Annotated in this window: 7 protein-coding genes and 1 pseudogene; 2 read left to right on the top strand and 6 right to left on the bottom strand. The window is 67.0% G+C overall.

What is annotated here, in order from left to right; genetic code table 11:
* Positions 1–57: 57 nt before the first annotated feature.
* The 6 genes from VD972_RS32840 to VD972_RS32815 all read right to left on the bottom strand — a co-directional run bounded on the left by VD972_RS32840 (position 58) and on the right by VD972_RS32815 (position 6,808).
* The gene (locus VD972_RS32840) at positions 58–753 is read right to left on the bottom strand and encodes a hypothetical protein (RefSeq protein ID WP_324992740.1); all 696 of its coding nucleotides are present in this window, start codon (positions 751–753) and stop codon (positions 58–60) included.
* 200 nt (positions 754–953) lie between these two features.
* Entirely contained in the window at positions 954–3,872 is a 2,919-nt protein-coding gene (locus VD972_RS32835) for a metallophosphoesterase (protein ID WP_324992739.1), read from the bottom strand.
* A gap of 24 nt (positions 3,873–3,896) precedes the next feature.
* The gene (locus VD972_RS32830; RefSeq protein ID WP_324992738.1) at positions 3,897–4,364 is read right to left on the bottom strand and encodes a DUF1801 domain-containing protein; all 468 of its coding nucleotides are present in this window, start codon (positions 4,362–4,364) and stop codon (positions 3,897–3,899) included.
* Between the two features lie 39 nt (positions 4,365–4,403).
* Complete coding sequence (locus VD972_RS32825) at positions 4,404–5,942, bottom strand: serine/threonine-protein kinase (protein ID WP_324992737.1); 1,539 nt, start codon at positions 5,940–5,942, stop codon at positions 4,404–4,406.
* Between the two features lie 55 nt (positions 5,943–5,997).
* Positions 5,998–6,135 (bottom strand): hypothetical protein, encoded by a 138-nt coding sequence (locus VD972_RS32820; protein ID WP_324992736.1) that lies wholly within the window; start codon positions 6,133–6,135, stop codon positions 5,998–6,000.
* 19 nt (positions 6,136–6,154) lie between these two features.
* On the bottom strand, positions 6,155–6,808 hold the full coding sequence (locus VD972_RS32815) for a hypothetical protein (RefSeq protein ID WP_324992735.1): 654 nt from the start codon (positions 6,806–6,808) through the stop codon (positions 6,155–6,157).
* A gap of 256 nt (positions 6,809–7,064) precedes the next feature.
* Here VD972_RS32815 and VD972_RS32810 point away from each other — a divergent pair, with 256 nt between their 5' ends.
* The gene (locus VD972_RS32810; RefSeq protein ID WP_324992734.1) at positions 7,065–8,063 is read left to right on the top strand and encodes a class I SAM-dependent methyltransferase; all 999 of its coding nucleotides are present in this window, start codon (positions 7,065–7,067) and stop codon (positions 8,061–8,063) included.
* Positions 8,064–8,082: 19 nt separating this feature from the next.
* Positions 8,083–8,594 (top strand): annotated as a pseudogene (locus VD972_RS32805) (hypothetical protein); the annotation flags it as partial.

Below are 8,594 nucleotides of genomic sequence, written 5' to 3'. Positions count from 1 at the left end.
AGTGCGGCGCCGCGCTGCACCTTCCACTGCCGACACGGCGCCGCTCTACAGGGTCCGTCAACCCACTGCGGTCGCCTCAGCCACCTCCTGGAAGGAATAGACGCGGTTCATGAGGATCTCTGCGAGTCCGTCCAGCTGGGCCAAGGGGATGTCCTTGAAGGTGATGAGCACCATGCCCTTGTGATTGCGCGCCTCCACGTGGACGGGAGCCTCCTCCGGGAAGCGATCGATCACGGCCTCGCGGTAATCCTCCACCTCGGCCAGCACCTCGGGGGGAAGGGGCTTGCTGGAGGTCGGCTTGCGCTTGCGCTGGATGGCATGGCGCAGCTCCTCCACGGTGCACTCCCGGAACAGCTTCGGCGCCGCGGTGCCGTCGCTGGCCGGCACCTCAATGGAGGTGACGCCCGGCTCGGCGTTGTTCACCGGGATGTCGGCCACCTCCTTATAGGTGAGCAGCAGGTTCAACCGGGTGACGCCGAACTCGGCCGTCACGTTCTCGCTGAACGCTCGGGCCACTGCGCCGTACATGAGCAGGGTCGAGCGCGACACGGCCTTGATGTTCTTGGCGAAGTAGTCCAGCGCATTCTTGTAGTTGGCCTTCTCCGCCAGCTTCTGCTTCACCACATGGTTGTAGAGCAACCCCATGCGGTAGTGGTTGGAGTTTTCGTTGAGGAGGAGCTGGCAGAACTCGTCATGCACCTCCATCAACGTCATGGTCTCGGAAATGTCTCGGAACTTGGTTTCATGCAGCATGGTTGATTTCTCCTGTGCGCCAGGTACGGGCCGCACGGGGAGGGAATGCAGACTGCGCGCCAACCCGGGGCGCCGAGAGAACCGGCGGTTGCACGAGTGCGAAGGCGGGCCTTCAGTCCGTGGGCGTGGACGGACCGTCCACGGGCGGAGACTGCCGTAGACCCAGCCAACCCGAGCCCAACGAAGGGCCGGCGAGGAACTCAGGATTTACGGGCTCGGAGGAGATCGGCGATTTCCCGCTGCGTGGTTTCTCGCTCCCGTGCAGCGCCCAGGCGCTCGAAGACGGGAAGCACCTGTTGCTGAAGCATGCCCAGGGCCTCGTCGAGTTTGCCCTGAGCCTGGAAGATCCTCGCCACCTTGAACAAGGTGACCGCGCGCGAGCGCACGTCGCCCAGGCGCTCGTAGACGGGAAGCTCTTCCTCTTGGCGAATGCGAAGGGCCTCGTCCAGCTGACCGCGGTCCTGGAGGATGTCGGCCACCTGCCCCAGGGTGACCGCGCGCGAGCGCACGTCGCCCAGGCGCTCGAAGACGGGAAGCTGCTCCTGCTGGCGAATGCGAAGGGCCTCGTCCAGCTGACCGCGGGCCTGGAGGATGTCGGCACGCAGCCCCGCTGCCAGAGCCGCCTCGCGTGGCTCCTGGCGCACTTGGTCGAGCGTACCTTTTTCCCCCGCCACCGCGAGCGCTCGATCCAGCGCTCCCGAACGCATGGCCACGTTGCCGAGCGTCCAGAGGAAGTTAGATCGCTCCGTGGAGGTAAGTGAACCCTTCAACGCGCGCTCGCAGAAATCCACCCAAGCAGGGAACGGACCTTGATTGATGGCGAATCTCACCCCTGCACGCTCTACCCGGGCACGATCCTTCTCCGGGACTTGCAGCAACCAATCCACCAGGGCATTGCTTTCACGATGAATTTCCTTCCACTTTTCGCCCTGCTTCTGCTCCTCGCCAGAAGGCAGCCCGGGGAGCCGCTCAACGAACCACTGGGTCACCCTTTCCAGGCCCGGGGCGGCTCCGGGGTGGGTGCGTAGCAGCTCCGCGAGGAGCGGGTGGACACGCCAGGCATCGTCCTTCCGCTCCTGAAGCGGAACCCGGCTGAGGAGCGAGAGGGAAGTCGCGGCGGCGGCCAGCTCCCGGAACTCCTGCTCGGTGAGCCCTGCGATCGTGGCACCGAGGCTCTGGCCAAAGCCGGACAAGGGGGCATGGCCGAGAGCAGGGAGTCCCGCGAACAACCGCTCGGCCTCGTCGCTGACGCCGAGCTGGCGCCGCAGCAACTCCAGGGACAGCTCGAAGGTGTGACGGATGATGGCTCTTGCCTGGTTCTCCATGAACAACGGGTCGTTGCGGTGGGCCGGCTCCAGCGCGAGACCCTTCTTCCTCAAGAGCGCGAGGAAGCTCTCCGCGGAGTGCGAGGTGCGGAGGTGGCCTGTCGCCAAGTGTAATGCCAGCGGGAGGTACCCCAGCGCACGCACCAGTGTCTGGGCGTGTGCTTGCTCGAGCCTGGATGCCTCGGGGCCCAACTCCTGCTGGAGCAACTGGAGGGCGGTGGGCTCATCGAGCGTCCGCACCTCGACCCGTGTCCACCCTCCTGCCTCGGAGAATCCCTGGTACCGGCCCGTGACGAGGATGGGGCACCCCTGGAGCAACGTGGCGAGTCGCACTGCCACATCCGTGGCCTCACGCGAATCCACGTTCTCCACGATGAGCAGCGAGAGCGGGCGCAGAAGCCGCTCCCGACAACGCTCCGCCAACCGTGCTCCAGCAGGCAACTCGAGCCGAGTCCCCAGCTCGCCCAGAAGCACCTCCACGCTGGGAAGCGCGAGCGGGTTGAGCACCAATCGTGCGCATCCTCCCGGGAAGTCCTTCTCGTAGAGCTGCGCGAAGCGGGCCGCCAGGTAGGACTTGCCAACACCCGGCATGCCGTTGACCGCGCAGATGGCCACAGGACGCCGCTCCGCGGGCAAGAGCGCCGCTTGCAACTGGTCCAGCTCCGCCTCACGACCGACGAAGAGAGCAGTAGGCGGGAGTGAGGGCGGGAGCGCGGGCTGGCGGATCCACCACCCGAGCCTGCCGTCCCTTGTCCCCTGATAGAGGCTGTTGTCGTCGTGCCAGTGGCCGCGGCGTGACCAGCTCCGGAATCGCAGCTCGTGGCGGAGCGGACGTCCCTGAGCGTCGAGCGTAGCCGTGATCACATGACAGGCATTGGGCCACTCGTCGGCCTGATGTCCTTCATAGAGGCAGCCTGCAGCGAGCTGGCGCGAGGTCCGGTTCGGATCTTCCCAGGTGTCCACCGCCTCGTCATGGAGGTGGCCACGCAGGAGCAGGTCCACGTTGTCCGCGAGCAGCCGCTGGCAGTCGTCCCTGTCGGCGAGCTCAAACAGCGGGTGGTGGACGAGGGCCAGGCGAAAGCCCGGAAGGGGCTCGCCCTTGTCCGTGGTCAGCCGCCCGACCTGATCCGTGGTGAGGAGCAGCTTCCCACTGTCGTTGTCATCCCCAGCGAGCCACGCGGAGTCCAGCCCCACGAGGTGGATGTCGAAGGGATGGCCGGGCAGCCGAAGCGTCTGGCGGTAGCCGAGGAACGGGTGGGGTGCCTTCTCGGCCGGAACCAGCTCCTTGCGCCCAAGCCGCGTGCTCACCCACTCCCGGTATGCACTCTGCCGGGAGAGGAGCTCCTCTCGCGACACACCCTCCAGTCCCAGCGGAGGCCCCCCTCCGGCCATCCATCGCGACAGGTCGAGCCGAGGCACACGGGAGAGCTTTCCCTTCCGCTCCTTGCCCTCAGAGTCCTTGCCTCCTCGCAGCTCCGCCCAGGCTGTCTCGCCCTTCTTCCGGTCGATGTCGTGATTGCCCGGGACGAGGAAGAGGCGCTCGAGAGGCAGGGAGAGCCGCTGGAGCAAGGACTCGATGAAGTCGGTGGCCGGCCCGTACTCTTCCGGCTTGCCCCAGTCGGCCACGTCGCCGGTGAAGCACACCAGGTCGATGCCTCCGTCTTCGAGCAGATCGTCCAGGTTGCGCTTCCACGCCTCCCCGAGGACGCGCCGCCTGCGAAACGGCTCGTTCTCGCGCGGGCCGCGCTCGTGCAGGTCGGAGATGTGCAGGACCCGCACCTTCCACTCGTCCATGGAACTCCCGCTCACGGAGGGAGTCTACCGGGATTTCTTTTGCGGGGGACTCCGGGTGCTCGGCTTCGACTTGCCGGCCTTGAGCAGCGCTCTCGCCTCGTTCTCTGCGATGCGCGCCTTGACGAGCTTCTTCACGAGGGCGACGGGCAGAGGCTTGTCGGCCGGGAAGCGGACCGTCCCCTTGGAGGTGTCGTAAGCGCTCAGCTCGTCCTTGTACGACTCCAACGCGGTTCCGCTCATGACGTAGAGGGCGCAGTGCTTCGCGGCCGCGCCAAAGCTCACGAGCGGTCCAAGATAGAGGAAGGCCGGAACCTGGTAGCTGAGCCCTTCGGTGGCCTTGGGTGCGGCGGCCCTGATGGTCGTGCGCAGCTTTTCAAGCGTGGTCCGCGCCGGTTCCGGCACCTTGGCGAGGAACTCGTCGATCTCATTTGCCGGAGCGCTCTTCTTCTTCACAGAAACGGAAGGACTGCGCTTGGGTGTGGAGCGTTTCATGGATTCGTTCCTCTGGGTGTCTGGGTCAGATCGTGCGCCTCAGGGCTTGTACACGGGACTGGAGGTGGGGCTGCGTCCAGGAGGGATGATGGGCACGTAGCAGAGTCCCTTGAACAGCTGTCCGCTGAGGTGATCGCAAGCTTCGCGCTCTTGAGAGAACCTCACCCAGCACCCCCCATTGAGGGAGATCTGCCACTTGAGAGGGCAACGCCCCTTCTCATTGGGCCGCGTTTGTCCAGGCAGTGGCTTGGGAGGGACATCCTCTGCGATCGTCTCCCGGTGTGAGCGAGAGGGCGCTTGCTCCATGGAGACGGCCGCTGCCACTTCTCCAAGTCCCCGGGTCCCAGCATCGTTCTCGCCCACCTCTGAGGCTGAAACGCATGCGAGGGAGAGCTCTGCCAGAGCTTCGCCAGGAACCTCCGGCCACGCCCACACGGCCAGCGCCAGACCCGCTGCTGCCAAGGCGAGCCAGGGCCACCCACGCCAAGCAGGGACTCGAGACCTGAAGGACTCTGCGGAGCTCGTCGCCACGGAAGACTGCACAGTGAGCGGTTCCCGAACCTCCTGCAACGGGACTCGCGCGTAGGGCTTGGGAGCGGGTGCTTCAGCGGACTCCTTTGGTGGACGTGGCACGAGCGGAGGGGCCTGCCTGGCAACGCTCGGCAGAGGGCTCTCCGGGACGAAGAAGGGTGTCTCCTGCGCCAGCTCCTCGGCCAGCTGCGCCGCGGTGCCGCGTTGCTCGGGGTGCACCGAGAACAGGCGCAGAATGAGGGCGCGCAGAGCGGGCTCCACCTGGGGGCTGCTCAGGAGCGCGGGAGGAGGAATCATGGCATTCAGGTGCCAGAGGCCGTCCTCATCCTGGGAGGGGTCGGCCAGCTCCGGGTACTCGCCGGTGAGGAGCCTGCAAGCGGTGACCCCCAGGGCGTAGAGATCATCGGCCGGAGAGGGGAGGTAGCGAGCGGTGGCGTCTCTGTAGAACCGCAGCTCGAAGAGCCAGGACTCCGGGGAGCGATAGGCCGGAGTGCCCGGAAACCACATGGGAGGCGTGAGGGTGGCGGCACCTGGGTAGATGCCCGAGCCGAAGTCCATGAGCATGGCTCGGCCATCGGAGCGGCGCACCAGCACGTTGTCGCCTTTCACGTCTCGATGGACGAGCCCTTGCGCATGGAGCGCCGCGAGGGCGTGAGCGAGCTGGGCCAGCCAGCGCCGCACCTGAGCGGGAGAGGGCGGGTGGCGCCGGGCCCCGTCGTACAGAGGCACGCCGTCCACCCACTGCATGACGAGGAAGGGGTGGCGCGTGCCGGAAGGAGAGGGCCAGGAGCCATGGTCCAGCAGGCGAGGGATGCTGGGGTCGTCAAGGCGGGAGAGCAGCTCCACCTCGCGGGGGAAGCGAGGGTCCTCAGGCAGCAGGGCCAGCTTGAGGGCCACAAGGGAGGCCTGCTCGTCCTGCAGGGGGACGGCGCGGTAGACGGCGCCATAGACGCCACGTCCGGCCCAGCCCTCGATGCGCCAGGCACCGACCTCCGTGCCCGGAGACAGTATGGCCGGGTGGAGGGTGAGCGGAGACGAGCTGTCCATGGCGTGCCTCGGAGAGGTGAGAGGGACCGCTGCGGTCACCTCATCACAGCCTACCTCACGCGTAGGAGCCCGTCAGTGCTTCAGCGCTCAACTCCACACCCTCGGGCAACAGCTGGCGCTGGCGCAGCCGCATGAGGGACCCGGAGACGCCGACCTCCGTGCTGTCCAGCTGCTTCGCCAGTCCTGCGCGCAACCCAGGGTTGCCTCTCAACCTAGGGGCAGTGCTGCGAGCTGAGCCGGCCTCCGCCCACGCGCGCCAGAATGTCGTAGTACGCGAAGGGGCTGCGGTTCGTGTAGCAGGAGTAGTGCCGGTAGTTGTAGGGCTCCATGTGGATGTGCGGCCCGGTCGAGCACCGCCCATCGAAGTTCCAGGAGGCGGTGGCGAACGAGAAGGCGTTGCTGATGACGGCGCCGTTGTTCACGTTGATGTTGTCCACGTGGGCGTACTTGACCCAGCCGATGGGCGTCCAGCTGCCGTTGTGGAGGGCCTGCACCTCCACCTGCACGACATACCCGCCCGAGGACGGGTTGCCGTTGGCGCAGGCCGGTTTGCGCGCGTTGGCGCCCCCCGAGAGGATCACCCCGCGGATGCCGGTGGCCGGGCTGACGGGCCGCACGTCGAACCAGACCTTCTGCCCGCCTGTCGACATGCCCTGGATCGCCACATCGAAGGACGTGTCCCCGCCATAGACGACGTGGTGGTACGGCGCGGGCGAGGTGACGACCCCCGTGAAGTCGAACGGGCTGACGACGTTCGCCTCCAGGTGGTACGGGTTCGTGCCATCCGCGAGCGCGCTGCCGCTGACTCCCAGCAGCGTGGCGACCGAGACGAGAAGCGCTGCGTGGAAACGCCGTACCGTGTTCATAGGCTCTCTCCTGAGCAAGGGGCCGATTGCTTCGCGCAGTGAGCCAGGAGTCAGAAGAGGTTGTCCAGTTATTTCTAGTTTAGCTCGTTTTACTGGTAGAGATGGGAGCAGTGTCCACGGGTGGATGCTCGCTTCGTCCCGCAGTCCCATGGCCGGAGCGCTCCCCCGTGCAGAGCATGGCACCCTCCGGAGGCAGGGAAGTAAGGGCCTCTCTGCCGCTCCGGAACAGGGCTGAAAGCCCGGGGGGCTTCGTTCCATGGTGAACCTTCTCGACCTGCCACGGCAGGCGCTGTTCGATCTGCAGTCGCGGCTGCGCAACCACCCCGTCGTCAACACGCTGCGGCAGGTGCTGCCCAACAGCCTGACGCTGTCGAGCCCCGCGCCGCATGACCCGGCGCTCGCGGACTTCGAGCGGGTGGAGGTCTACCGCCAGGCCATCGGGCGGTACGTGCGGCCCGGGCAGGTGGTCATGGATGTGGGGACGGGAACCGGGCTGAGGACGCTCCTGGCGGCTCACCGGGCCCCCCGCAAGCTGTACGCGGTGGATCCCTCGCGCCACCTGGACACGGCGCGGTGGGTGGCCCGCCGCCACGGCTTGTCCGACATCATCGACTTCGTGCGGGAGGAGCCCCGGCGCTTCACGCCCGCCGAGAAGAAGGTGGATGTGCTGCTCCACGAGCAGATGGGGCCCGCACTCTTCGACAGGGGCCTGGTGTCAACGCTGGTGGATCTGCGGACGCGGCTCTTGCGGCCCGGTGGGCGCATCCTCCCGCACCGCTTCGAGCTGTTCATCGAGCCCGTCCAGCTCCGGGACGAGGCCTGCCTTCCCTTCATCTGGAGCCAGCGCCTGCCCAGCGTGGACTTCAGCTGCCTCCAGACGCTGCGCGAGGCCATGAGCCCCTCGTACTTCACGCGGCTCATCCGCTCCTACGAGGTGTCCCACCTGCTGTGCGAGCCCGAGCCCGTGTTCACCTTCAATCTGGAGACGGTGAAGCTCGGAGAGCTGCCACGCTACGTCCAGTACTCGCGGCCCGTGCAGCGGGAGGGGCGGCTCGATGGCTTCTGTGTCTTCTACCGGGCGGCCTTCGACGAGGACACGTCCTTCTCCGTCTCGCCCCTGCGGGGGCAGAACCCCGCCCCGCTGATGTTGCTGCGCGTGGACTCCCGCGGCTTCACCCAGAACCAGGCGCTCCGCCTCGAGCTGGAGCTGCCGGCGCTGGAGGATGTCACCTCCTGGCGTTGGCGCTTCAACTGACGAGGATTAGCTTGCTCGGGTGTCACGCGCGCTCTTCGTCCTCATGATGCTGGGCTGGGTGGCCTCCGCCTCGGCCCAGGCCGTTGCCAGCAAGCCGCGCACCCTGGGCGGTGGGGTGTGCGGAACGACCAACTGGGTCTGTGTCGCCGAGTGCATCGACTCGAGCTGCATGGAGCAGTGCCTGCGCAAGGGGTGCGAAGAGGCGCTCAACCGGCTTCGGGTGTGTACCGCGCGAGCGGGCTGTGCACCGGATGACACCACCTGCTCGGCGCGTGCGTGTGGGGCGACGTGTCAGCGCGCCTTCGAGCCGGCACCCCGGAGCCCGGAGAAGGAGAAGCCGCAGCCGTGCGAGGGCTTCACGGTGGAAGGCCCTGGCAGCCCTCCGAAGGAGCTGGTGGGGCGATGGGAGCTCTCGGCGGCGACCCTCAAGCCCGAGCCCACGGGGACTCCGGACCGGCTGAACCCGACGCCGCGCCCTGACTACGTGCGGATGCTGGAGGTGACGCCTTCGGGGTGCTTCCTCCTGGGGAC

The organism is Hyalangium sp. (genome assembly GCF_035629615.1).
Classification (GTDB): Bacteria; Myxococcota; Myxococcia; order Myxococcales; family Myxococcaceae; genus Hyalangium.
Note: the sequence above shows the minus strand (reverse complement) of the source record. Positions and strands in the feature narration are given on the sequence as shown.

Excerpts from the sequence above, each read along its gene's own strand:
- VD972_RS32830 (WP_324992738.1), bottom strand. The coding sequence starts at position 4,364 with ATGAAACGCTCCACACCCAAGCGCAGTCCTTCCGTTTCTGTGAAGAAG.
- VD972_RS32810 (WP_324992734.1), top strand. The coding sequence starts at position 7,065 with ATGGTGAACCTTCTCGACCTGCCACGGCAGGCGCTGTTCGATCTGCAG.
- VD972_RS32835 (WP_324992739.1), bottom strand. The coding sequence starts at position 3,872 with ATGGACGAGTGGAAGGTGCGGGTCCTGCACATCTCCGACCTGCACGAG.
- VD972_RS32815 (WP_324992735.1), bottom strand. The coding sequence starts at position 6,808 with ATGAACACGGTACGGCGTTTCCACGCAGCGCTTCTCGTCTCGGTCGCC.
- VD972_RS32840 (WP_324992740.1), bottom strand. The coding sequence starts at position 753 with ATGCTGCATGAAACCAAGTTCCGAGACATTTCCGAGACCATGACGTTG.
- VD972_RS32825 (WP_324992737.1), bottom strand. The coding sequence starts at position 5,942 with ATGGACAGCTCGTCTCCGCTCACCCTCCACCCGGCCATACTGTCTCCG.